Raw genomic sequence first — 22,860 nt, 5'->3', positions numbered from 1 at the left:
CGCATCGACGTCCTGTTCGCCATGCTCCGCGACGGCACCTTCTACCAACCACCCACACCCGCTACGGCTTGACGAAAACCATAGAGGCACCTTTTCGGGCCCCGGCGGCATGCTGGTGGGCGCGTACGACGGTGGAGTCGACCGACACCAGCCAGCCAACCTCTCCCGCCGCGTCCGCCCGAGCCTGGGCGGCCTGGAGCATCCGCTCGAAGGTGCCGTCCAGGGCCCACCGGCGAAAGCGGGTGTGCAGCGTGTGCCAGGGGCCGTACCGCTCGGGCACGTCCCGCCAGGCCGTGCCTGTCCGGAACTTCCACACGATCCCGTTGAGCACGGTTCGATCGTCCAACCGCTTCCGCCCACGCAAGGACTCGGGCAACAGCGGACGGAGGAACTCCCACTCCTCATCGGACAGTTCATGGCGACGTATCACCCGACCATGATCCACCACTCAAGATCAATTGAAGACACGACCTAGCCCCCGCCGGACCGCCGTGGCGTCCGGCGGTGGTCAGCGCGCGTCCCCCGGATGGTGGTCAGCGCGCGTCCCCCGGATGCGGTTCGCCCGTCGCGTACGGGTTCTCCTGGTCCTCGGCCAGCACGCCGACGAACGGGTCGCCCTCTCCCGCGAACGTGTACGCGCCGCCCTCGATCCGCGCGATCAGCCCCCGTGTCCACTCGGCCTCCGCGTCGGCCGTGTGGATCCACAGGTTCATGATCTCGCCGATGTGGCCGAGCTGTTCGGGCCCCTCCTCGGGCACGTAGTGCTCGGTGACGGTGGAGCGCCAGTCCCCAATGCGGCGGGTGCGCTCCTTCAGCAGGGCCACCGCCTCGGCGCGCGGGAGGTCCACGACGAAGCCGATGGCCGCCGACTTGACGTCCGTCTTCTGGTCGTACGAGGTCAACGCCTCGCGCAACAGCGTGAAGTACTCCTCGGTGCCCGCGTCGGTGATCTCGTACTCCGTGCGCGGCGGGCCGCCGGCCGTGGACGGCGCGCTCTCGTGCGCGTGCAGCAGCCCCTGCTTCGCCATCTGCTTCAGCGCGTGGTAGATCGAGCCCGGCTTGGCGTTGGACCACTCGTGCGCGCCCCAGTACTCCAGGTCGTTGCGCACCTGGTAGCCGTGGGCCCGCCCGTGCTGACGGACCGCGCCGAGCACGAGAAGCCGGATCGCTGACATGCGCTCCAGGTTATGGCCCGCCCGGTGGCCCGCGGCTCAGCCGGCCTGTTCCCGGGCCACCAGCTCGAAGGCGGTCCTGCCGTCCAGGGACTCCCGGATGATGTCGGCGTGGCCGGCGTGCCGGGCCGTCTCACGGATCAGGTGCAGCAGCAGCCAGCGCACCGAGACGGCCTCGTCCGGCGGGAACCAGGGGTCGTTCGGCAGCGGGAAGGTGTCGTCGAGGCTGGGGACAGAGCGGACGTACGCCTCCGTCTCGGCGGCCACCCGCTCCCCGTAAGCGAGTTGCTGCTCCACGCTCTCGCCGTCCGCGAGCAGGAAGCACTCGTGCCAGTTCGACTCGTCCCGCTTCACCGCGGGCGCCTCGCCCTTGGCCCGCGCCACCCAGCCCTGCTCGGTCTCGACGACATGCTTGAGCAGCCCGCCGAGGGACAGCTCGCTCGCGCTGGGTCGGGACGCGGCCTGCTCCGCCGTCAGCCCGAGCAGCGCCCGGCGGACGCCGCCCCGCTGCTCGGCCAGGAACGAGAGCAGCGCTCCACGCTCGTCGCCCCGGGCTTCCGCGCGTACGTGAGTGACCATGACCTGCCGCCTTTCGCCGATCCGGGAGAGCCGCGCCCTCCGACACCGACGACGCTACGGGCCCTTGCGGTCAGCTTCTGTCCGCAAGGGCCCGCGCCGGTCACCCAGCGGGGAGGAGGTCAGAACGGGAAGCCGCTGCGCCCGTGCTGCACCGAGATCCACTTGAGGGTGGTGAACGCGTCGAGCATGGTGTCGCCGTTCAGGCGGCCGATGCCGGAGCTCTTCTCACCGCCGAAGGGCACGATCGGCTCGTCGTGGACGGTGCCGTCGTTGACGTGGAACATGCCCGTCTCGATCTGCTTGGCGAAGTGCACGCCCCGCTCGATGTCGGCGGTGTGGACGGCGCCGCTCAGGCCGTAGGGGCTGTCGTTGACGAGGCGTACGGCCTCCTCCTCGCCGTCGAAGGAGATGAGGAACGCGACCGGGCCGAAGAGCTCCTGCCGCAGCAGCGCGGAGTCGGCGGGCAGGCCGGTCAGCACGGACGGCCCGACGAGGTTGTCCGTGGTCGTGCCGTGCAGCAGCGCGGTGGCGCCGTCGGCGATCGCCTGCTCGACGGCGGCCGAGACGGCGTCCGCCTGCGAGGAGTTGATCAGCGGGCCGATGACGGTCTCGGGATCCCGCGGGTCGCCGACCTTGAGCGTCTTGACCTTGGCGACGAACTTCGCGGTGAACTCCTCCTCGACCGAGCGGTCGACCAGGACGCGGTTCGCGGCCATGCAGACCTGGCCCTGGTGGACGTAGCGGCTGAAGACGGCCGCGTCGACGGCGTAGTCGATGTCGGCGTCCTCCAGCACCACCAGGGCGCTGTTGCCGCCGAGTTCGAGGACCGAGCGCTTGAACTGCGAGGCGCAGACGGTGGCGACGTGCCGGCCGACCTTGTCGGAACCGGTGAAGGAGATGACCTTCGCCAGCGGGTGCTCCAGGAAGGCGTCGCCGATCTCGGCGATGTCGGTGATGACGACGTTGAGCAGACCGCCGGGCAGGCCGGCCTCCTCGAAGATCTTCGCGACCAGGGAGCCGCCGACGATCGGGGTGTTCTGGTGCGGCTTGAGCACCACGCCGTTGCCGAGGGCGAGCGCCGGCGCGACGGACTTGATCGACAGCAGGAAGGGGAAGTTGAAGGGGCTGATCACACCGACGACACCGACCGGGACGCGGTAGACGCGGTTCTCCTTGCCGTCGATCGGCGAGGGGATGATCCGGCCCTCGGGCCGCAGCGCCAGGTGGACCGCCTCGCGCAGGAACTCCTTGGCGAGGTGCAGTTCGAAGGCCGCCTTGAGGCGGGTGCCGCCGAGCTCGGCGACGATCGCGTCGGAGATCTCCGCCTCGCGCTCCTCGATCACCCGGAGGGCCTTCTCGAAGACCGCGCGGCGCGCGTAGGCGTTGGTCGCGGCCCACTGCTTCTGGGCGCGGGCGGCAGCCTGGTACGCGTCGTCGACCTCGTCGACCGTGGCTATGGTGATCGACGCCAGCTTCTCGCCGTCGTACGGGTTGAAGTCGATGATGTCCCAGGAGCCCGTGCCCGGGCGCCACTCACCGTCGATGTACTGCTGAGCCAAGTCGGTGAAGTACGACGACATGTGATCCCTCAATCCCCTGATGCGACCGACGTCACGATCTGATCACACGTCATCGTACGTGTGTTTCAGGGGAGTTGGAGGCCACTTGGGGCCGGTCCGGCGGGTCTGGGGAAAACCCTCAGGAGAGCTGGATCAGGCCCCGCAGCAGGTCCCGGCTCTCGTCCGGACCCGGGCTGTCCTGCTGGAGCTCCTTGAGCGCCTTCTCGTACTGGGCCACGTCCTCGTGCTTGTCCAGGTACAGCGCGCTGGTGAGCTGCTCCAGGTACACGACGTCCGAGAGGTCGGACTCCGGGAAGCTGAGGAGTGTGAACGCGCCGGACTCGCCGGAGTGCCCGCCGAAGCCGAACGGCATCACCTGCAACCGCACGTTGGGCCGCGCGGAGATCGCGATCAGGTGCTGGAGCTGGCCGCGCATCACCTCGCGGTCGCCGTAGGGCCGGCGCAGGGCGGCCTCGTCCAGGATGACGTGGAACTCGGGGCCGCCGTCGGAGAGCAGGTACTTCTGCCGCTCCAGGCGCAGCGCCACGCGCCGTCGCACGTCCGCCTCGCTCGCGCCCTTCATACCGCGCCGGACGACCGCGCGGGCGTACGCCTCGGTCTGCAGCAGGCCGTGCACGAACTGCACCTCGTAGGCGCGGATGAGGGAGGCGGCGCCCTCCAGGCCCACGTAGGTGGGGAACCAGCTGGGCAGGACGTCGGAGTAACTGTGCCACCAGCCCGCGACGTTGGCCTCCTTGGCGAGGGACAGCAGCGACAGCCGCTCCGCCTCGTCCGTGATGCCGTACAGCGTCAACAGGTCCTCGACGTCCCGCGTCTTGAAGCTCACCCGGCCCAGCTCCATCCGGCTGATCTTGGACTCCGAGGCGCGGATGGAGTACCCCGCCGCCTCACGCGTGATCCCGCGCGCCTCGCGCAGCCGCCTGAGTTGCGAGCCGAGCAGCATCCGCCGCACCACCGATCCGGGCTCTCCCGCGCTCACGTTCGCCAGCCTCCCCAACCGTCTTCAGGGGCCGAAGTCTGCCACTAAAACACTCCGAGCAGTACTCGTCCGATTACAGAGATGGAAATAAGTCAAGGATTGCGCACAGGACCGGAACAGGAACGGCGAAGAAGTGACGGGCGCAGGCTGCGAATATGGCGGAAAAAATAGCCAACAAGCGGTACGGGAGGGGCTAATTCGGTCGCGTGCACGTGCATCTGCCCTTGCATCTGCTGTACGCATCCGAAACCATGGTCTCGCGCAACCGCTGCATCGCAACGACCGCGAACCCCGGGAGTGCCTCGCATGGGGACGAATGGATCGACCATGCTCGAGCCGTTACGGCAGGGCCTTCCGCCACTGGATCCCGCGGCTGTGTCCAGCGCCGCCTCGTGCGCTCTGCCCGCCCGCTACGAAGCGGTGCGCGAGGCACGGCAGTTCACCCGCAGAACGCTCGACCAGTGGGACATGGGCGACCGCTTCGACGACGTCTGTCTCGTGGTCTCCGAACTGGTCACCAACGCCCTGCGGCACGCGCTGCCCGCCAGCACCCCGCGCACACCGGAGCAGAACCCACCCGTCCGTCTGCACCTCATGCGCTGGACGGAGCGGCTGGTGTGCGCGGTGCGCGACCCCAGTCACGACAGCCCGATCGCGTGCGAGGCGGACGACTTCTCGGCGGAGTCGGGCCGCGGCCTGTTCCTCGTGGACTCGTTCGCGGACGGCTGGGGCTGGCACCCGCTGGCCGGCACGCTGGGCGGCAAGGTCGTCTGGGCGCTGTTCCGGCTCCAGACCCCGATCGCGGAATGAGGAACCGCGGCGCCTTCTGACGCCGCGGTTCTACGCGCGTTACGCAGCGCGACGCGCCGATCGCCCTCGGTCGTGCGAGGTGGGGGCCGGGATCAGCCCGCGATCAGGTGGTCGAACTCGCCGTCCTTGATGCCCAGGAGCATCGCCTCGATCTCGGCGCGCGTGTAGACGAGCGCGGGACCGTCGGGGAAGCGCGAGTTGCGCACGGCCACATCCCCGCCCGGCAGCCGGGCGAACTCCACACAGGAACCCTGCGAGTTGCTGTGCCGGCTCTTCTGCCAGGCCACCCCGTCCAGATGCGTGGCCGCCATGCCGTTGTGCACGTCGAACACGTCGTACCCCCCGTAAACGCCGTCACCGTCGTGGTCCACAGGTCGCTCCCCGGTGGTGCACTGGCTGAAGTGGCCATTGGTGCAGTGGTCAACTGTTCCGGATCATAGCCCTGTTCACGTGCAGATGCATGGGCAGATGCACGTGCACGCCGGGTGTTCCCGTGGTTACAGCTCTGTCGGCCGCACCACCGAAGCCGTACCGGTGTCCGCCTCGGAACTCACCGAATTCTTCGTGTACTAGAGACAGACGCATACCGGCGCCTTACTGTTCCAACGCCCGCGTGAGCGTCCGGTGAAGGCTCTCCCTACGGCCGGTTCCCGCCCCCCGGCCGGCCCCGCACCGTCATCCCGCCCGGCCGCCTCCCGGGCCGGCCTGGTAGCGTGCTGCGACTGTTTCGGCCAACCGGCCGACCGACCGCGGACCGGACCGCTGCGGGCGTCCTCCACCGGCTACAGCTTGGGAGCTTCCAGTGACTACGGCGACCAGTGAGACCCCTGCCGGCACCGCAACGGTCTCACGGCGGCGGCTGCGGATCGCTGCGGGGGCCGTGGCGCTGGCGGGTTCGCTGGCCCTGACGGCCTGCGGCGGCGGGAACGGCGGCTCCGACGACACCTCCTCCGCCGACCCCAGCGCCTCCGCGAGCGCGGACACGGGCGGCACGTCCGGCGGCTCGTCGTCGTCATCGTCCTCCTCGTCCTCCTCGTCGGCCGGCAAGCTCGCGGGCAGCTGGCTCGCGACGACCGACGGCAAGGCCGTGGCCCTGGTGGTCAACGGCACGCAGGCCGGCGTCTTCACGACCGGCGGGAGCGTGTGCAGCGGCACCGCGAAGGAGGAGGCCGGCATGCAGATGATCCGTCTCAAGTGCACCGACGGCAGCAAGGACCGGGCCGTCGGGATGGTCGACTCCGTCGGCAGGTCGACGCTGAAGGTCACCTGGCAGCAGGGCATCGGCTCGGAGACGTTCACCCGGACGGAAGGCGGAACGCTCCCCTCGGGGCTGCCGACGGCCGGCCTGGGGTCGTAGTCCCGGCGCAGTCGCCGTCATAGCCGCAGCCGTAGCCGCGGTCACAGGGGGTGGGGCGCGGGACGGCGCGCGGCGGGGCGTCCCGGCGCGGGACCCGGCGGGAAGGTGCGGCACGGCCCGCGTTCCGCGACCGACGGGCGGGTTCGTGCGTGATGATCCGTGAAACGAACCGATCACCCACGTTTGCTGCGCGGAGGCCGTGCACGCGATGATCTGCTGCGCGTACGGGTGATCCGCGTACGCGACCATGTGCTTCGTCCGCGCGGTGACGCGTGTGGGCGATCACCGGCATCGCGCGCGGGGTGAATCCGCGTAGGCGATGATCGACGTCGCGTGAGCGGTGACCCGTGCACGCGGCGTTCGACATCGTGTGCGTGGTGATCCGCGCGCGCGGCACTCGCTTCGTGTGCGTGGTGACACGCACGCCGTCACCGACGTACCGACGTCCCCACGTCCCGCCCCCAGAGGACCTCACATGCGCGCCTTGCCCATCGCCGTCACCGCTCTGGCCGCGGCTCTGCTCCTGACCGCCTGCGACAGCGACAGCGGCGGCGGCGACTCGACCGCCAGTCAGGACAGCAAGCCCGCGAGCCAGGACGGCACGGCCTGCACGTTCGACGGGGTCGCGGTGCAGGTCGGCCCCGCCAGCGCCGCCCCCGCCGCCGGAGACACCGGCAACGTGCCCGTCACGATCACCAACCGCGGCTCCGCGTGCACCCTGGACGGACTGCCCACGGTCAGCCTCCACGCCGGCGGCACCTCGGCCGCCGTCGCACCCGAACAGGCCGCCAAGTCCCAGAAGCTGACCCTCGCGAAGGGCACCGCCGCGTCCTTCACGCTCACCTACGTGCGCGGCGAGGCCGGTGGCGACAAGAGCCTCGCCGTGAAGACGGCGACGTTCGCCCTGCCGGGCGCCAAGGCCACCCACAGCTTCGCGTGGTCGTACGGCGAGGTCGCGCTGAAGGCCGCCAAGGGCGAGCCCGACGCGTCGGTCAGCGCCTTCCAGCAGGCCGGCGACTGAGGCCGGGCCGGGGCCGGCTCACCGCAGCGGCCGGCGGGCTCCGACCTGGGCCCGGTCGGCCGCTTCGGCGCCCTCCGTCCAGCCGGCCTCGTCGCTGACACCGCGCAGGCGGGTCGTGGTCGTACGGGGGAACAGGTGGTCGAGGCGGTCGCCGACCGCCAGGTCCCGGGTGGCCAGGACGGGCAGCAGGTCCTGGGTCACCTGGGTCTCGGCGGCCGCCGCGAGCCGGCTGCCGACGCGGTGGGCGTAGGCCGCCAGGAACGACTGCCGGAAGGTCTTGGTCCGCTTGCGGCCGCCCGCGCGCTGGGCGGCCTCCGCCTTCGTCATCGCGGTCTCGGCCTGCACGAGCAGCGAGGTGTAGAGCAGTTCGACCACTTCCAGGTCGGCGTCGAAGCCGACGACGGTGGAGAAGCCGAGGCTCTCGTTCCACACCGCGCGGCAGTGGTTCGCGGTGGCGACGGCGTCCAGCAGCACCGCCTTGGCCTGCTCGTACGGCGGGTCGACCCCGATCCGGCAGGCAGCGGGCACGTCCTTCGCCGGCGCCCCCGCGGCGAGCAGCGCCTCGTCGACGCTGTGCCGGGCCATCAGTTCCTGCGCCTTCGCGCTGAGCGCCTCCGCCTCCTCCGGGTAGCCGGTCGCCTCCGCCTTGGCCAGCAGCGCGCGAATGCGGGAGAGCATGCGCGACTCGGGCCGCCGCTCACGCCGCGCCCCCTGCGGCGAAGGGGACTCCGACGGCTCCGAGGGCTCCAGAGGCTCCAGCGTGGGCAGGCCCAGCAGCAGGCGGTACAGCTCCAGCACGGTGGTGGCGTGGGTGAAGCGGTCGGGGCGGGGGGCGCGGCGTCCGGCCTGGTCCGGCCGGGTGAGCTCGGCGAGTTCGTCGAGCTGGGCGGTCCAGCGGGGGCTGCGGGGGCGGCTTCCCGGGGAGCGATGTCGCGAGGACTGCCGCGAGGACCCGTCCCGCGGCTGGTCCGGGGACGACTCCGCGAGGATCAGTGACGCGACCAGGCGCACGTGGACGTCGTCCAGTTCGCGCCGGACGATCCGTACGAGGTCGGCGGGCTGCCAGCCGCGCCGCCAGGCCGTCGCCACGAACTCCGCACCGCGCCGCGCGAGTTCGGTGTCCGCGCCGGGGTCGGAGGCGAGCAGCGAGGCGCCCGAGTCGAGGGACGTGTCGGTGTCGGCGTAGAGGGCGGCCCGGAAAGCGCGCTCGACGGTGCTGGTCGTACTCACCCGGCGATCGTCTCACCCGCGCGTCACGGCCCCGGAGGACGGTCGACCACTGTCAACCAAGGGTTGACACGCCCCGCCTGTCAACTTACGGTTGACACATGACGACGAAGCCGACCCCCACGTCCTCCGTACGCCTCGACGACCTCATCGCGGCCATCAAGAACGTTCACCCCGACGCCCTCGACCAGTTGGAGGGCGCGGTGATCGCCGCCGAACACCTCGGAGACGTGGCCGACCACCTGATCGGTCACTTCGTGGACCAGGCCCGCCGCTCCGGCGCGTCCTGGACCGAGATCGGGAAGAGCATGGGGGTGACCCGGCAGGCCGCGCAGAAGCGGTTCGTTCCGAAGGAGTCGACGGGCCTCGACCCCAACCAGGGCTTCGGCCGGTACACCCCGCGCGCCCGCGCGGTGGTGATGGCCGCCCACAACGAGTCCGTCGCCGCCCGCAACGCCGAGGGCCGCCCCGAGCACCTGGTGCTCGGCCTGCTGGCCGAGCCGGAGGGGCTGGCCGCCAAGGCGATCACCGCGCACGGCGTGCTCCTGGACGCCGTCCGCCAGGCCGCCACCGCGGCGCTGCCGCCCGCCGCGGACGAGGTCCCGGAACTCGTGCCCTACGGCTCCGACGCCAAGAAGGTCCTGGAGCTCACCTTCCGCGAGGCCCTGCGCCTCGGCCACAACTACGTGGGCACCGAGCACATCCTGCTGGCCCTGCTGGAGTTCGAGCACGGCCAGGGGGTCCTGTCGGGCCTCGGCCTCACCAAGGCGACGGCGGAGCAGCACATCGCCGAGGCGCTCGACGTCTTCGTCCAGGAGGCCGGGACGGGGTCCGGGACGGGGTCCGATGCCGAGGCGGGGGCAGAGGCCGGGCAGGACTGAGTGCGGGCAGGACTGAGGCCGTAGGGGCGCGCGCCGGAACCCAGGCCGTGACGGCCGGCCGGCCGCGTCCCGGCGCCGCACAGCCGGCAGCGCTGCCGCCGGGTGAGCGCCCGGCTCGTACAGGCCCCCGGTGAGCTGGAGCGGGGGCGTTGTCAGAGGTGGCTGGCAGACTCGCAGCATGGCCGACCGGTGGGTGCTCGCTCCGGCCGAGGACGGTGGCGCCGAGGTCGCCCCCCTCGGTCCGGACGGGCTGCCCGCGGGTCCCGTGCTGCGGGAGCCGGACCTCGCCGCCGCCGTGCGCGGGCGGCCCGAGGTCACCCGCTGGGTGTGGCGTTCGACGCCCGAGGTCTACCCGCGCCTGCTCGCCGCGGGCGTGCGGGTGGAGCGGTGCTACGACATCGAGGACGCCGAGACGCTGCTCCTCGGCCACGAGGGCCGGTCGGGCGAACCCCGCTCGGCCGCGGCCGCCCTGGCCCGGTTGCGGCGCGGCCCGGTGCCGCCCGATCCGCCGCAGCGGGCCGCCGAACCCGGTTCCCAGTCCCCGCTCTTCGAACCGCAGACCGTGCACGTACCGCTCACCGACCTCGCCGAGGTGTACGCCGACCAGCAGCGGCGGCACGACCGGGCCGCCCACCCGGAGCGCATGCGGCTGCTGACGGCGGCCGAGTCGGCGGGGATGCTGGTCGCCGCCGAGATGAACCGGTCCGGGCTGCCGTGGAGCGCGGAGGTGCACCGCCGCCTGCTGCACGAACTGCTCGGCGAGCGGTACGCGGGCGGGGGCGAGCCCCGCCGTCTGGCCGAGCTCGCGGACGAGGTGTCCGCCGCCTTCGGCCGCCGCGTCCGGCCCGATCTGCCCGCCGACGTCGTCAAGGCGTTCGCGGGGGCCGGGATCAGGATCAGATCGACCCGCCGCTGGGAGATCGAGTCCCTCGACCATCCCGCGGTGAAACCGCTGGTCGAGTACAAGAAGCTGTACCGCATCTGGGTCGCCCACGGCTGGTCCTGGCTCCAGGACTGGGTACGGGACGGCCGGTTCCGGCCCGAGTTCCTCGCCGGCGGCACCGTCACCGGCCGCTGGGTCACCAACGGCGGCGGCGCCCTGCAGATCCCCAAGGTGATCCGGCGTGCCGTCGTCGCCGACCCCGGCTGGCGGCTCGTCGTCGCCGACGCCGACCAGATGGAGCCACGGGTACTGGCCGCCATCTCCCGGGACCCCGGCCTGATGGAGGTGGCCGGGCGGGCGAGCGACCTCTACCAGTCCGTCTCCGACCGCGCCTTCTCCGGCGACCGCGCCCAGGCCAAGCTCGCCGTGCTCGGCGCGGTCTACGGCCAGACCTCCGGCGACGGCCTCAAGAACCTCGCCGCCCTCCGACGCCGGTTCCCCAAAGCGGTGGCCTACGTCGACGACGCGGCCCGCGCGGGCGAGGAGGGCCGGCTCGTGCGGACCTGGCTCGGGCGGACCTGCCCACCGGTGGCCGGAGCGGACGACGACCCGGCGGAGGAGGCGGGCATCCCCCTCACCGAGGACGAGACCGAGGGGCGGCCCGGTGTGCGGCGCGGCGGGCCGTCGGGCGGGCGATCCGGAGGCCAGGGCGACGAACCGTCCGGTGGGGCGGACTGGACCCCGGGGTACGCCTCCGGCAACGCCCGGGCGCGGGGCCGGTTCGCCCGCAACTTCGTCGTCCAGGGCAGCGCCGCCGACTGGACGCTGCTGCTGCTCGCCGCGCTCCGGCAGTCCTGCGCGACGATGGCCGCCGAACTGGTGTTCTTCCAGCACGACGAGGTGATCGTGCACTGCCCCGAGGAAGAGGCCGCGACGGTCGTGGCGGCGATCCAGCAGGCGGCGGACCTCGCCGGACGCCTGACGTTCGGCGAGACACCGGTGCGGTTTCCGTTCACCACGGCGGTGGTGGAGTGCTATGCGGACGCCAAGTGAGCGATGCGGGCCTCCCCGCCCGGGCGGGGAGGGGGAGGTCGCGGCCGGCGGAGGGGCAACCGCGGTCGGCATGGGGGAAGTTGCGAGCGCATGGGGTCTGCGGGAGGGGGCGGCGCGGGGGCGGTTGTGGGGGCCGGGGGTTCGCGGCGATCGGGGGCGGGGCCGGGGCCGGGGGCGGCCGAGGGTCTACGTCGGCCGGTGCGGGGGCGGGCGTGGGCGCCAAGAGTCGCGGCGATAGGGGCGGGGGCACCTGTGGGCGCCGACGGTTGGCGGCGATCGGCGCCGGGAGCGGCCCTGAGCGCCGAGAGTCCGGGCCAGTCGTGTCAGGGCGGCCGAGGGGCCGCGCGGGTCGGCGCGGAGTCCGGCCAGGTCGGCGCCGAGGCAGCCGCGGTCGGTGCGGAGTCGGTCGGCGCGGTCTCAGCCGCGGTGGACGCCGGCTCGGTCGCGGTCGGCATCCCTCAGCCGCGGCCGGCACGGGCTCAGTCGCGGTCGGTGTCGGCTCGGCCGTGGGCAGCCGTGGTCAGCCGTGGTCGGCCGTGGTCAGCCGTGGTCGGCCAGCAGATCCCGTAGCTCCGTCACGACCGCCTTCTCGTCCGTCCCGTCCAGCGCGTCGAGGGCCGAGCGCCACTCCTCGTACGCCTCCTCGGCGCGCCCCGACTCCCGCAGCAGCAGGCCGTACTGGTGGCGGCCGAGACCGCCCATGTAGCGGTCGGCGCGGTCGTCGGCCCGGCGCAGCAGTTCCGCGCACTCGCGGCCGGCCCGGAGCGGCTGCCCGAGTCGGCGCAGGGCGCGCACCAGGCCGAGCCGGGTCTGGGACTCGCCGTGCCAGTCCCCGCGGGCACCGAGGATGCGCAGGCTCTCCTCGAAGTGGGGCAGCGCGGCGGCGGGTTCACCGAGACGGAGATGCGCGTAGCCGATGTTGCAGTGCGCGGAGTGCTGCACGATGACGTTGCCGATCGCGTCGCCGAGGGCGAGGGAGCGCCGGTGCTGTCCGATGGCGGCCCGCGGGTCGGTGTGCTCGTACAGGTTGCCGAGGTGGCTGTAGGTCACGGCCTCGCCGTGCGGGTCGTCCAGCCGCCGGGAGAACTCCAGGCTCTGCCGCAGCGCCCGCTCCGACTCCGCGTACCGGCCGAGTCCTTCGAGCAGCAGCCCACGGTTGTTGAGGCAGCGGCGCATCCGGGACACCGCGCCGCGCCGCCGCCAGATCGCGAGGGCGCCGTCGTTCAGGGTGAGGGCCTCGCCCTGCCGGCCGGTCAGGAAGTGCACGCCCGCGAGGTCGCCCAGCGCGTACGCCTCGGCCGCCTCGTCACCGAGCCGCCGCGCCACCGTCAGGGCGGCCCGGCCGAGCACCTCCATCTCTGCGACCCGGCCACTGCGCTGGACGTACGGCAGGACGAGACGCAGCAGGGCGGAGACGCGGGCCGCCGTACGGTCGTCGGGGTCCTCGGCGTACGCCTCCACCAGCGCCACGATGTTCTCCAGCTCCAGGTCGCCCCAGGCGAAGGCTTCCGCCGGGCCGGCGAAGGGCCGGGCGGCGGCCACGTGCACCGCGTGTTCGGGCAGCTGGGCCGAGGTGGGCCTGCGGCGGTCGTCCTGGTCGAGCCCCGGTTCGACGATGGCGGTGAGGGTGCGCTCGGCGACGGCCGCGTACCAGCTGAGGGCCGCGGTGACGGAGCGTGCGCCCGGGGCGCCGCCGTCGGCCGGGTCGCCGCCGGGTTCGGTGCCCGCCACCTCGCGGGCGAAGTCGCGGACCAGGTCGTGGGGTGCGTAACGGCCGTACGACGTCTCCTCCAGCAGCGCCACGTCGACGAGCCGGTCCAGGGCGGCCTCGGCGCGGGCCTCGTCGGTGCCGGCCAGCCGGGCCAGGAGGGGGACCCCGTACGCCGGGAGGTCGACGCCGCCGAGGTGGCGCAGGGCGAGGGCCGCGTCCCGGTCGGCCCGGCGGTCCGAAGCGGCGAGCGCGTCATGGGCGACGGCGAGGGAGCGGCGGACACTGAGGTCGTCGTACTCCAGGTGCGACAACCTGCTCTCTGCGGCGGCCAGTTGACTGGCCAGCGCGTCCGCGGTGAGGGCGCGGCGGGCGGCCAGCCGGGCGGCGACCACCCGCAGGGCCAGGGGCAGGCGGCCGGTGAGCGCGACGAGCGGATGGTCCGCGCCGAGGGCGTCCCGGCCGGAGACCGCCCGCAGCAGTGCCGCGCTGTCCTCACCGCTCAGCGGGGCGAGCGGGAAACGGCGGGCCCCGTCCAGCGCGGTCAGCGGCGAACGGCTGGTGACGATGACCGCGCAACCCTCGCCGGCCGGCAGCAGCGGCCGTACCTGGGCGGCGTGCGCGGCGTCGTCCAGCACCATCAGCGTCCTGGTCGGCGCGAGCAGGGAACGCAACAGGGCGGCCGCCGCGTCGGGGTGCTCAGGGATACGGCGGGGCTCGGTACCGAGGTCGCGCAGCAGCGCGGTGAGCGCCTGGACGGGCGTGAGCGGACTCATGCCCGGAGTGGCGCCGTGCAGGTTGACGTAGAGCTGACCGTCGGAAAAACGTTCCCGCAGGCTGTGCGCCACGTGCAGGGCGAGGGCGCTCTTGCCGACACCGGCCATCCCGCTGACGACGGCGACGGACGGATGCCCGCCGCCTGGAGCCAGCGCACGACGCAGGCCGTCCAGGACGGCGGCCCGGCCGGTGAAGTGCCCGACGGGCGGGGGCAGTTGCGCGGGGCGGGGTGGGGAGAGGGGCGCGGGGGCGGGGGCCTTGGTGGCGGGGGTGGGCGGGCGCGCGCCGTCGATCCCGGGGGCGCTGTCATCGGATGCGGTGACGCTGGCGCTGTCGACGGTGGCCGTGGTGCCGGTGGAGGCCGTGGTGCCCCGGGTGCGGGTGTCGTCGCCGTTCCCCGCGAGCTCGGCAGTGCTTGCCGCGCCGGTGGAGATCACCGCGTCCGCGCCGGCGTCCGCGGTGTCCGCCGTGTCCGTGGTGCCCGCCGTGTCGGAGAGGGCGTAGGCGAGGTCACGCAGCACCTCCACGTGCGCCTGCCGCACGGTCGGCCCCGGCTCGATGCCGAGTTCCTCGACGAGGCGGTTGCGCAGGTCGCGGTGGACGGCCAGCGCCTCGGCCTGCCGGCCGGTGCGGTGCAGGGCCAGCATCAACTGGCGGTGATACGCCTCCCGCAGCGGGTGCTCGGCTGCCAGCGCAGCCAACTCCGGTACGAGGGTGGCGAGGCGGGCCGGACTCGCGACGCGCGTAGCGGTGACGGCCAGTTCGGCGTCGTAGCGCCATTCGAGGACGAGCAGGCGCGCCTCCTTCAGTCGCTCCACGAAGGCGTACCCGGCGAACTCGGGCGGCAGCCCGCTCAGCGGGGTGCCCCGCCACAGGGCGAGCGCCGCCGCGCACTCGTCGATGACCCGCGCCCAGTTCCGGGCGGCGTGCGCGCCACGGGCCGCGGCGACGTGCCGGTCGAAGACGTGGACGTCCAGTTCGCCGGGCTCGACGCGCAGTTGGTAGCCGGGCGGCACGGCCCGCAGCCGCTCGGGCTCGTCGAGCAGCCGGCGCAGCCGGGTCACGTGATTGTGCAGCGAGGCCCGTGCGGACGGGGGTGGCGCGCCGGCCCACAGCGCGTCCTTGAGCGAGTCGACGGAGACGACCCGGCCCGCTTCGAGCAACAGGGCGGCGAGCAGCGCCCGCACCTTGGGACTGCTGACACTCCTGACCTCGCCGCCGGTTCCACCGGGGCCGCCGTGAACGTCGTACAGCACCGGCGTTCCCAGCAGTCCGAACCGCAGCTCGCACCGCATCACGCCGTCCACTGCCCTCCCGCGCGCCTCGACCGGCCGCGCCCGCACTTCGCGGTGGCCTTCCGCCGATTCCGCGTCTCTGATGTCCCGACGTCGCGGCATGTCTGGCGGGTTCCCGCCGCTACGGGGCGTTTTCCCGCCAACCTGCCCACGGCGCCCCCGGCCGGAAATCCCCCACACACAGGCCGTCGAGCCTCAGCCGGCAACGGCTTCCCGCCAATCGGCGGACGCCGAAAAGCAGAACCGTTGGCCACATGTTAGCGATTCGTTGGCGCGGCCTGATGTGATCACTTCATCGGATCTGGCCCGACGGCGCGCGCGTAGGACGCGCAACTCGGGGGAGTGTCGCCGTCGCGGCCGGTTCCGGGGGACGCGAGAGGGTCCCGGTCGGCGGAGGTGACCGACCGGGTCCCTCGTCCTGTCGTTCACCGCCCGGTGCGGGACGACGGGCGATCCCGCACGACGGACGACTGACAACTGACGGCAGAGGGCAGACGGCTGACGCTGACGGCTGACGGCTGACGGCTGACGGCTGACGGCTGACGGCAGTGAAGACGAGCGGCCGTGTGGTTCACCTGCCGGGGCGGACCACCCGCCGGACGGACCACAGCTCGGGGCGGACCACCGCGGTCTCAGATGACGGGTGGCCGTCCCAGCCGGGTGAGTCGCCACACCGTCCGCCAGCGCATGGGCCGCCGCTCACCGGCCGACTCCCGTACGCCTTCCGCGAATCCGCCGAACCAGGCGCGCAGACCGGCCGCCGACCGCACCCGCAGCAGGGTGATCAGTGTCCACACGCCGAGGTGGACGGGCATCAGGAGCAGCGGCAGCCGGCGCCGGACCAGCCACACCCGGTTCCGGGCGTTGACCCGGTAGTAGATGGCGTGCCGGGCGGGCGAGGTCTTCGGGTGCCGGAGCAGCAGTTCGGGCGCGTAGCGGATCGACCAGTCGGCGTCGAGGGCCCGCCAGGCGAGGTCGATCTCCTCGTGGGCGAAGAAGAACTCGGCCGGCCAGTCGCCGATCTCCCCGAGCATGGCCATCCGCAGGGCGTGCCCGCCGCCGAGGAACCCGGTGACGTGCCCGCCGCGCAGGGGGTCGGAGGAACCGACCCGGGGGACGTGCCGCCGCTGCGTCTCCCCGTTCTCGTCGGCGATACGGAACCCGACGATCCCCAGGCGCGGCTCGGCGGCGAACAACTCCCCCACCCGGCGCAGCACATCGGCCTCGACGAGCAGTCCGTCGTCGTCGAGTTCCACGACGACGTCCACGTCACCGAACTCCCGCAGCCGCTCCAGCGCCACGTTCCGTCCGCCGGGACAGCCGAGGTTCTCCTCCAGGTCGATCGTGGTCACCTCACCCGGAAGGGCGAGCCCGTGCGCGAACTCGGGCAGCCGGCACCCGTTCCCGACGATCACGATCCGCGCGGGCGCGCAGTCCTGCTTCGCCACGGACTCCAGCAGCGCCTCCACGGCACCCGGCCGGTTCCCCATGGTCACGACGGCGACGGCGATCCTCGGCAACGCCCCCATGTCCCTCACCTCATCCCGGCCGACAACTGCGACCGGGATGCTAGCCGTTCACGGTAAGGACTTCTCAAGTACGGGGAATCCTGGGGCGATCGGGCGCGTCGCCTCGGAGGCGGCGGTACCGGCCGAGGCGCCCACCCCAGCCCTGACGGATCGCCTCGCGGCCTCGGAGGTCGCGGTACCGGCGGACTCCCCCACCTCAGCCCTGGCGCGTCACGCTCACCCGAACGGTCAGCGTGCCCCGGTTGTCCTGCGAGCAGGGCCCGGCGATGTCGTTCATCCCGAGTTGCAGGGTGCCGTTCCCGGACGCCTGGAACATCACCCCGCGTCCGACGGGGTGGACCGGGAAGTCCTGCTTGCCCTTGAGGCGTACCAGCAGCGCACCGAACGGGGAGGCGGCCCTGACCTTACAGTCCCGGGCTCCGTCGAGCCGCTTGTTCGTCTCCGTGTCGTACCCGGCGGGCCCGGTCACGGGCATGTTCCGGTAGTCGGCCGTCCACTGCCCCGAGACGAAGCGGACGGCGACCCGGTCGCCCCGCCGGACCGACACGCCCGTCACCGGCTGCCAGCCGGTCGCCGCCTGGACGACCTGACCGGTGGTCGTGGTCTTCGGGGTGTCGTGGAGCGGCAGCGTCCCGGTGAGGAAGAGGCCGCCGACGACGCCCGCCGCCAGCACCGCCGTACCGGCGAGGGCCCACACCAGCCGCTTCGGCCCGGCGGAGCGGGACGGCTGCCGGGGCGCGGGGCGCAGCGAGGTGGTGTGCCGTGCCGTCGGCACCGCCTGTGCGGGCCCGACGATCCCGTCCCGGCCCCTGGTCAGCGTGTCCGCGTCGGCCCACGGCGCAGCGGCCGAAGACACGCGCAGGGTCGCCGACGGCAGCGGCGGCCCGGCGTCCGGGTCCCCCGCCGCGACGCGCTGGAGCGCCTCCCGCGCCGCGGCCGTCGAGGGGCGGTCGTCCGGTGACTTGCGCAGCAGCGCCTCGACGACTGGCAGCAGCGGCCCGAGCCGCTCCGACAGGACGGGTTCCTCGTACGCCACCGCGTGCAGGGTCGCGGGCGCGCTCGGCCTGCGGAAGGGGGACCGCCCGCCGCACACCGTGGCGAGGGACGCGCCCAGCGACCACAGGTCGGAGGGCGGACCGGCCTCCGAGCCCATGACCCGCTCGGGCGCCATGTACTCGAGGGAGCCGACCAGTTCACCGGTGGTCGTCAGGAACTCGCCGTCGTCCAGGGCCGCGATGCCGAAGTCGGTGAGGACGACGTTGCCGCCGGGCCGCACGAGGACGTTGGCGGGCTTCACGTCGCGGTGCAGGGTGCCGGCCGCGTGCACGGCCTCCAGCGCGTCGAGCAGTTGCAGACCGAGGACGGCGGTGTGCCGCGGTGTCAGCGGACCCGTCTCGGCGATCCGGCGGGCCAGCGAGGGCCCCTCGACGAGCTCCATGACGATCCACAGCCGGTCCTCGGACTCGACCAGGTCGTGGACGCCGACCACGTGGGGGTGCGGCACCCGGGCGACGGCACGGGCCTCCCGTACGGCACGGCGCACGCGGGTACGGTGCTCCGTGTCACCGTCGGTGAGGATGTGCAGCTCCTTGGCGGCGACCGAACGGTCGAGCAACTGGTCGTGAGCGCGCCAGACCGTGCCCATGCCGCCTCGCCCGAGGACGTCGTGCAGCAGATACCGGCCGGCGATCAGCCGCCCCGCACCACGTTGCGAACCCCACCCCGAACGCGTCGCGGCCTGATGATCGCCATCCTCGGACATCACGCGTTCTCTCACGTTCCCTCATCGACGGCCGGCCCACTGACCGACCGACACCCGTTCGAACGGGGCTGAGCATAGCGGAGCGCGATGACGGCCTGGTCGACCAACTCCCGCACTTCAACGGGTTGTTGACGCCCCCCGGCCCGCTTCACTCCTGGGGCCCGACCGCCGCCACGCCGTGGCACCGTCACACGGCCACGCCCTCACCCGGCCGGGGCGCGCCCTCGCCGAGAGGAAACCGGGGCCCGCCCACCCCCGTCAGGTGCTCCTCGCCGCCGAGCGAGGTGTTTGCCGAGCTCCCACAGGGCCAGCAGGACCAGCGCGGGCAGCAGGGCCCAGCCGAACTGGCGCACATCGATCCGGGTGGTCCCGAGGATCCGGCGGAACCCGTCCATCTGGGTCACCAGCACGGCGAGCACGAACTGGGCCAGGGCCACCCAGTTCATCTGCCTGCTGTCGAAGGTGTCCGGAGTCAGCACCGAGCCCGTCTCGCTGCGGCACTCGAACGCGGCGACGACGAGACAGAGCGAGAACGCCGTGAACGCCATCGACTGGCCGACGGCCTCGCTGTCGTAGCGCGAGGTACCCAGCTTGATCAGCCCGAGCAGGAGGGCGGTGATCGCCAGTCCGGCCAGGCCGACCGTCACCAGCACGGGCCGGGTCAGCACTGATTCCCCGCGCGGGCGCGGCCGGCGCCGCATGAGTCCCGCGCTCTCCTGGTCGAAGCCGAGCGCGAAGCCGAACGAGGCGTTGACGACGAAGTGGATCCACAGCACCTGCGGCGGTGTGAAGGGTTCCCCGGCCGCGATGTTGAAGACGGTCGCCCCGAGGAACGTGAGCACGAAGGTGACGAGCAGCAGAAGCACGAACCGGATGTACTTGGTGAGGTTGTCGTAGATCTTCCGGCCCTGCTCCACGGCGTAGACGATCGTCGCGAAGTTGTCGTCGGAGAGGATCATCCGGCTGGCGTTCTTCGCCACGTCCGTGCCGCTGCCCATGGCGATGCCGATGTCGGCGGCCTTGATGGCGGGCGCGTCGTTGACGCCGTCGCCGGTCATCGCCACCACATGGCCCTTCTTCTTGAGGAGTTCGGCCAGCAGCACCTTGTGCTCCGGCGCGACCCGCCCCACGACGCCGATGTCGTCGATCCTGGCCAGCTGCTCCCGTTCCGGCAGCGCGGCGAAGTCGGCGCCGAGGACGGCCTCACCCGGGATGCCGAGCTGCCGGGCGATCGCGGCACCCGTGGTGACGTCGTCGCCGGTCACCATGCGGACCCGGACGTGAGCCTCCTGGGCGCTCGCCACGGCGGCCCGGGACTCGGCGCGGGGCGGGTCCACCATGCCGACCAGACTGGTCACCCGCAGGTCCGTGACGAGGGCGAGCAGATCGCCGTCCGGGTCGAAGCCTTCGGGGTCCAGCTCGCGGACCGCGGCGGCCATCACGCGGCGCCCGTCGCCGCCCATGCGCCGGGCCCCCTCCTGCGCACGTCGGTTCAGCTCCTCGTCCCACGCCACGGTCTCGCCGTCCGCGAGCGCGGTGCCCGCCCGGGCGGTCACAGCCGGGGCCGCGCCCTTGACGAAGCAGCGCACCACGGGCCGGCCCGCCGGGCCGACAGCGGAGTGGAAGGTCGCCATCAGTTTGTACGTCGGGTCGAACGGCAGAGTGGCCAGTCGCGGAAGCTCTTCCCGGGTGGCCTCCACGTCGAGCCCCGCCTTGTGACCGAGGAGGAGCAGGGCGCCCTCGGTGGGGTCACCCACGACCTCCCCGTCCACCAGGTGCGCGTCGTTGGCCACGACGTAGGGCAGGATCGCGTCCTCCACGCCCGCCGAGCGCCCGGCGGTGTGGTGGACCTTGCCGGCGAGGTCGTAGCCGGAGCCGGAGACGGTGTAGCGGTCGGTGGGGGTGAGCACCTCGACGACGGTCACCTGGTTCATCGTCAGCGTGCCGGTCTTGTCCGAGTTGATCGCCGAGGTGAACGCCAGCGTCTCCACCGAGGGGAGTTCCTTCACGATGGCGTTGCGTCCCGCCAGGTTGAGGCTGCCGACCGAGAGGATCGCCTGGGTCACCGTCGGCAGGGCTTCCGGGATGGCCGCGATGGCGAGGGAGACCGCGCTGACGAACAGCGCGTCCCAGGGCTGGTCGCGGCCGCGGCCCATGACGAACATGACGATCATGGTGAGCCCGGCGGCGGCCGTGATCCACACGGTCAGGGTGTTGAGCTGCCTGGTGAGCGGCGGCTCCTCCCTGGCGGTCGCGGACAGCATCCCCGCGATCCTGCCCAGCTCCGTGTCCGCACCGGTGGCGGTGACGACGAGGACCGCGCTGCCGTGTGTCACCGGCGAGTTCATGAAGGCCATGTTGTTCTGGTCGCCGGGGCCCGGAGCGGCTCCGGGCAGCGGCTCGGTGCCCTTCGCGGCGGGAACGCTCTCCCCGGTGAGCGCCGACTCGTCGATCTGCAGGGCGTTGGCCTCGACGATCCGCCCGTCCGCCGGCACCTGGTCTCCGGCGGCGACGAGGACGACGTCCCCCACCACGAGCCCTTCGGCCGGGATCTCCGACTCGGTGCCGTCCCGGCGCACCCGCGCGGTCGCCTCCATCATCGACTTCAGCGCGTTCATGGCGCTTTCCGCCTTGCCCTCCTGGCGCAGTCCGACGACCGCGTTCAGCAGGGTCAGCGCGACCAGCAGGATCGCCGTACTCCACTCCTGGATGGCGAGGGAGACGATCGCGGCGGCCACGAGCACGAGCTGCATGTAACTGCGGTACTGGTCCAGGAAGCGCCGCCAGGCCGGCGGCGGCTGCTCCTCGGGCAGCGCGTTCGGCCCGTGCGCGGCCAGCAGTTCGGCCGCCTTCGCCGCCGGGAGCCCCACGGCGGGATCGACCCCGAGGGCGGCGGCCACCTCCCGCACGGATCGCGCGTACCAGTCCGAGCGCGCCGTCACCGTCATGGCCTAGCCCCCGGCCGACCGGTGACGGGCGGCGTACGGATCCGCCGCGGCCCCCTTCGGCGCCTCGGCCTCCAGCTCCCGCCGGGCGGTGAGCAGGTCTTTCCGCGCCTTGTCCGAGACCGTGGGGTACTGGGGGTCGATGCCGGTCAGCGTGTGGGCGAGCACGGCCGCCGTGCAGATGCGCGCGAACCACTTGCGGTCCGCCGGTACGACGTACCAGGGCGCCCACTTGGTGCTGGTCGCGGAGAGCATCTCGGAGAACGCGATCTGGTACTCGTCCCAGTGGCGGCGCTCACGGACGTCGGCAGCGGAGAACTTCCAGTTCCTCTCCGGCAGGTCGATCCGCTTCATGAACCGCGTCCGCTGCTCCTCCTTGGAGAGGTTGAGAAACACCTTCACGACCCGGAACCCGTTGTCGGTCAGATAGCGCTCCCAGGCGTTGATCTCCCGGTAGCGCCGCTCCCAGATGTCCGCCGTCCGTACGTCGCCCGGCAGCCGCTGCCGGTCCAGTACCTCGGCATGGACCCGTACGACGAGGACCTCCTCGTAGTGCGAACGGTTGAAGATCGCGATGTCGCCGCGGGCGGGCAGCCGTGCCGCGTACCGCCAGAGGTAGTCGTGGCCCAGTTCCTCGGCGGAGGGCACCTTGAAGCTGCTGACCTTCACGCCCTGCGGGTTCACCCCGCTCATCACATGCCGGATCGTGCCGTCCTTGCCGCCCGCGTCCAGTGCCTGGAGACACAGCAGCACCCCGTACGTGTCCTGCGCGGCCAGGCGCTGCTGGTACTCGGCGAGCAGGGTGACCCCGACCGCGAGCAGTTCCGCGCTGTCCTTCTTCTTCAGGGGCCCTTTGTAGCGGGGGTCGAAGTCCCGGGCCAGATCGACCCGGGAGCCCGGCTTCACGCGCAGGGGCGCGATGAGCCGTGCGATGCGTTCGGCTGTACCGGGCGCCATGGCCGACCACCTCTCTCCCGGTTCACGGCGATCCGCGACGGCCGGCGAGGCGCCCTGCGTCTGCCCCGACCGCCCCTCGACGAGGGTGGGGACGAGAGCCCTGCGCAGGGCGTCGTGAATGTCTCGCAAGCCACCCGGACCGCCACGTCGACGACGTCGGTCCCGGTCGAGCCGTGAGCGCGGACGAGGCGTCCACCACGACCCGCATGACACGGCATCCCAACACGACCCGCACGTCCGGGAGTTCGGCCCCGATCCCGGGGACACCAGCCGCGGCTCACGACCTCCCGACCGCGAACGAGTCCATCACCGGACCCGTCACCCACATTGTCCGTCCGCTCCCCC

Annotated in this window: 16 protein-coding genes and 1 pseudogene; 5 read left to right on the top strand and 12 right to left on the bottom strand. The window is 72.6% G+C overall.

Going from position 1 to position 22,860, the window contains the following annotated elements; all coding sequences use genetic code 11:
- Nucleotides 1-91: 91 nt before the first annotated feature.
- From ABZT03_RS37605 to ABZT03_RS37585, 5 genes and pseudogenes are all read right to left on the bottom strand, one after another.
- Nucleotides 92-448, bottom strand: a pseudogene (locus tag ABZT03_RS37605) (IS5 family transposase); the annotation flags it as partial.
- A gap of 85 nt (nt 449-533) precedes the next feature.
- A complete protein-coding gene (locus tag ABZT03_RS37600; RefSeq protein ID WP_356047795.1) occupies nt 534-1,175 on the bottom strand; it encodes a PadR family transcriptional regulator in 642 nt (213 codons plus the stop codon).
- Between the two features lie 36 nt (nt 1,176-1,211).
- The gene (locus tag ABZT03_RS37595; RefSeq protein WP_356047793.1) at nt 1,212-1,751 is read right to left on the bottom strand and encodes a DinB family protein; all 540 of its coding nucleotides are present in this window, start codon (nt 1,749-1,751) and stop codon (nt 1,212-1,214) included.
- Nucleotides 1,752-1,870: 119 nt separating this feature from the next.
- Complete coding sequence (locus ABZT03_RS37590) at nt 1,871-3,331, bottom strand: aldehyde dehydrogenase family protein (RefSeq protein ID WP_356047791.1); 1,461 nt, start codon at nt 3,329-3,331, stop codon at nt 1,871-1,873.
- A 118-nt stretch (nt 3,332-3,449) separates the two neighbouring features.
- Nucleotides 3,450-4,274: a helix-turn-helix transcriptional regulator gene (locus tag ABZT03_RS37585; RefSeq protein ID WP_356047799.1), complete on the bottom strand. Its 825-nt coding sequence runs from the start codon at nt 4,272-4,274 to the stop codon at nt 3,450-3,452.
- Nucleotides 4,275-4,637: 363 nt separating this feature from the next.
- Here ABZT03_RS37585 and ABZT03_RS37580 point away from each other — a divergent pair, with 363 nt between their 5' ends.
- Nucleotides 4,638-5,120, top strand: a complete 483-nt coding sequence (locus ABZT03_RS37580) for an ATP-binding protein (protein ID WP_356047789.1) — start codon at nt 4,638-4,640, stop codon at nt 5,118-5,120.
- A 92-nt stretch (nt 5,121-5,212) separates the two neighbouring features.
- Here ABZT03_RS37580 and ABZT03_RS37575 read toward each other — a convergent pair whose 3' ends face one another.
- Nucleotides 5,213-5,431, bottom strand: coding sequence for a DUF397 domain-containing protein (locus tag ABZT03_RS37575; RefSeq protein WP_356047797.1), 219 nt, complete (start codon nt 5,429-5,431; stop codon nt 5,213-5,215).
- A 491-nt stretch (nt 5,432-5,922) separates the two neighbouring features.
- On the opposite strand from ABZT03_RS37575, the gene ABZT03_RS37570 reads away from it, so the two are divergent.
- Entirely contained in the window at nt 5,923-6,477 is a 555-nt protein-coding gene (locus ABZT03_RS37570) for a hypothetical protein (RefSeq protein WP_356047788.1), read from the top strand.
- Between the two features lie 475 nt (nt 6,478-6,952).
- Complete coding sequence (locus tag ABZT03_RS37565; RefSeq protein WP_356047787.1) at nt 6,953-7,498, top strand: DUF4232 domain-containing protein; 546 nt, start codon at nt 6,953-6,955, stop codon at nt 7,496-7,498.
- Nucleotides 7,499-7,516: 18 nt separating this feature from the next.
- On the opposite strand, the gene ABZT03_RS37560 is transcribed toward ABZT03_RS37565, so the two are convergent.
- Nucleotides 7,517-8,728 (bottom strand): DUF2786 domain-containing protein, encoded by a 1,212-nt coding sequence (locus ABZT03_RS37560; RefSeq protein ID WP_356047785.1) that lies wholly within the window; start codon nt 8,726-8,728, stop codon nt 7,517-7,519.
- Between the two features lie 98 nt (nt 8,729-8,826).
- Here ABZT03_RS37560 and ABZT03_RS37555 point away from each other — a divergent pair, with 98 nt between their 5' ends.
- On the top strand, nt 8,827-9,606 hold the full coding sequence (locus ABZT03_RS37555) for a Clp protease N-terminal domain-containing protein (protein WP_356047784.1): 780 nt from the start codon (nt 8,827-8,829) through the stop codon (nt 9,604-9,606).
- 178 nt (nt 9,607-9,784) lie between these two features.
- Nucleotides 9,785-11,542: a bifunctional 3'-5' exonuclease/DNA polymerase gene (locus ABZT03_RS37550; protein ID WP_356047782.1), complete on the top strand. Its 1,758-nt coding sequence runs from the start codon at nt 9,785-9,787 to the stop codon at nt 11,540-11,542.
- A 540-nt stretch (nt 11,543-12,082) separates the two neighbouring features.
- Here the strand turns inward: ABZT03_RS37550 and ABZT03_RS37545 are convergent.
- The 5 genes from ABZT03_RS37545 to ABZT03_RS37525 form a co-directional block, all read right to left on the bottom strand.
- Nucleotides 12,083-15,322, bottom strand: a complete 3,240-nt coding sequence (locus ABZT03_RS37545; protein ID WP_356047780.1) for a BTAD domain-containing putative transcriptional regulator — start codon at nt 15,320-15,322, stop codon at nt 12,083-12,085.
- A gap of 632 nt (nt 15,323-15,954) precedes the next feature.
- Nucleotides 15,955-16,851, bottom strand: a complete 897-nt coding sequence (locus ABZT03_RS37540; RefSeq protein WP_356047778.1) for a glycosyltransferase — start codon at nt 16,849-16,851, stop codon at nt 15,955-15,957.
- 196 nt (nt 16,852-17,047) lie between these two features.
- The gene (locus ABZT03_RS37535; protein ID WP_356047776.1) at nt 17,048-18,613 is read right to left on the bottom strand and encodes a protein kinase; all 1,566 of its coding nucleotides are present in this window, start codon (nt 18,611-18,613) and stop codon (nt 17,048-17,050) included.
- Nucleotides 18,614-18,816: 203 nt separating this feature from the next.
- Nucleotides 18,817-21,561 (bottom strand): HAD-IC family P-type ATPase, encoded by a 2,745-nt coding sequence (locus ABZT03_RS37530; RefSeq protein WP_356047774.1) that lies wholly within the window; start codon nt 21,559-21,561, stop codon nt 18,817-18,819.
- A gap of 3 nt (nt 21,562-21,564) precedes the next feature.
- Entirely contained in the window at nt 21,565-22,515 is a 951-nt protein-coding gene (locus ABZT03_RS37525) for a polyphosphate kinase 2 family protein (RefSeq protein WP_356047772.1), read from the bottom strand.
- Nucleotides 22,516-22,860 lie beyond the last annotated feature (345 nt).

This window comes from Streptomyces sp. NPDC005574 (genome assembly GCF_040605435.1).
Classification (GTDB): domain Bacteria; phylum Actinomycetota; class Actinomycetes; order Streptomycetales; family Streptomycetaceae; genus Streptomyces.
Note: the sequence above shows the minus strand (reverse complement) of the source record. Positions and strands in the feature narration are given on the sequence as shown.

What these genes read in the sequence shown, in the direction of transcription:
- ABZT03_RS37575 (WP_356047797.1), bottom strand. Translation starts at nt 5,431, where the DNA reads ATGGCGGCCACGCATCTGGACGGGGTGGCCTGGCAGAAGAGCCGGCAC.
- ABZT03_RS37535 (WP_356047776.1), bottom strand. Translation starts at nt 18,613, where the DNA reads ATGTCCGAGGATGGCGATCATCAGGCCGCGACGCGTTCGGGGTGGGGT.
- ABZT03_RS37595 (WP_356047793.1), bottom strand. Translation starts at nt 1,751, where the DNA reads ATGGTCACTCACGTACGCGCGGAAGCCCGGGGCGACGAGCGTGGAGCG.
- ABZT03_RS37585 (WP_356047799.1), bottom strand. Translation starts at nt 4,274, where the DNA reads ATGCTGCTCGGCTCGCAACTCAGGCGGCTGCGCGAGGCGCGCGGGATC.
- ABZT03_RS37580 (WP_356047789.1), top strand. Translation starts at nt 4,638, where the DNA reads ATGCTCGAGCCGTTACGGCAGGGCCTTCCGCCACTGGATCCCGCGGCT.
- ABZT03_RS37540 (WP_356047778.1), bottom strand. Translation starts at nt 16,851, where the DNA reads ATGGGGGCGTTGCCGAGGATCGCCGTCGCCGTCGTGACCATGGGGAAC.
- ABZT03_RS37525 (WP_356047772.1), bottom strand. Translation starts at nt 22,515, where the DNA reads ATGGCGCCCGGTACAGCCGAACGCATCGCACGGCTCATCGCGCCCCTG.
- ABZT03_RS37600 (WP_356047795.1), bottom strand. Translation starts at nt 1,175, where the DNA reads ATGTCAGCGATCCGGCTTCTCGTGCTCGGCGCGGTCCGTCAGCACGGG.
- ABZT03_RS37550 (WP_356047782.1), top strand. Translation starts at nt 9,785, where the DNA reads ATGGCCGACCGGTGGGTGCTCGCTCCGGCCGAGGACGGTGGCGCCGAG.
- ABZT03_RS37530 (WP_356047774.1), bottom strand. Translation starts at nt 21,561, where the DNA reads ATGACGGTGACGGCGCGCTCGGACTGGTACGCGCGATCCGTGCGGGAG.
- ABZT03_RS37590 (WP_356047791.1), bottom strand. Translation starts at nt 3,331, where the DNA reads ATGTCGTCGTACTTCACCGACTTGGCTCAGCAGTACATCGACGGTGAG.
- ABZT03_RS37565 (WP_356047787.1), top strand. Translation starts at nt 6,953, where the DNA reads ATGCGCGCCTTGCCCATCGCCGTCACCGCTCTGGCCGCGGCTCTGCTC.
- ABZT03_RS37545 (WP_356047780.1), bottom strand. Translation starts at nt 15,322, where the DNA reads ATGCGGTGCGAGCTGCGGTTCGGACTGCTGGGAACGCCGGTGCTGTAC.
- ABZT03_RS37555 (WP_356047784.1), top strand. Translation starts at nt 8,827, where the DNA reads ATGACGACGAAGCCGACCCCCACGTCCTCCGTACGCCTCGACGACCTC.